This window comes from Pseudomonas sp. HY7a-MNA-CIBAN-0227, assembly GCF_040310325.1.
Classification (GTDB): domain Bacteria; phylum Pseudomonadota; class Gammaproteobacteria; order Pseudomonadales; family Pseudomonadaceae; genus Aquipseudomonas.
In genome coordinates this window covers 1-238 of the sequence record NZ_JBEOPT010000354.1, presented here as the reverse complement: position 1 = coordinate 238, position 238 = coordinate 1, and the positions used below count along the sequence as shown (strand labels likewise).

Below are 238 nucleotides of genomic sequence, written 5' to 3'. Positions count from 1 at the left end.
GAGCAGAACTTTAATGAACCCTCAGGCTTGTTAGATTGGGAGCGTCTTACTGAGCTTGAAGAAAGCCTATTAAGTCATGACCAAGTCATTATTGTATCGCCCGCTCCGGTGTTTGGGGTTAAATCAATAGAGGCGATTCAAGCGGTGTTTAACATGTGTGGCCAACCGCTTATGGTTGATGTAGAAAACTGGATGGCGCACGAAGGCTCAGCTAAAAAATTACTCGACACATTTAGAC

The 238-nt window shown here is 44.5% G+C and carries 1 pseudogene; it reads left to right on the top strand.

What is annotated here, in order from left to right:
• A pseudogene (locus AAEZ06_RS28250) lies at positions 1–238 on the top strand (alkaline phosphatase family protein); the annotation flags it as partial.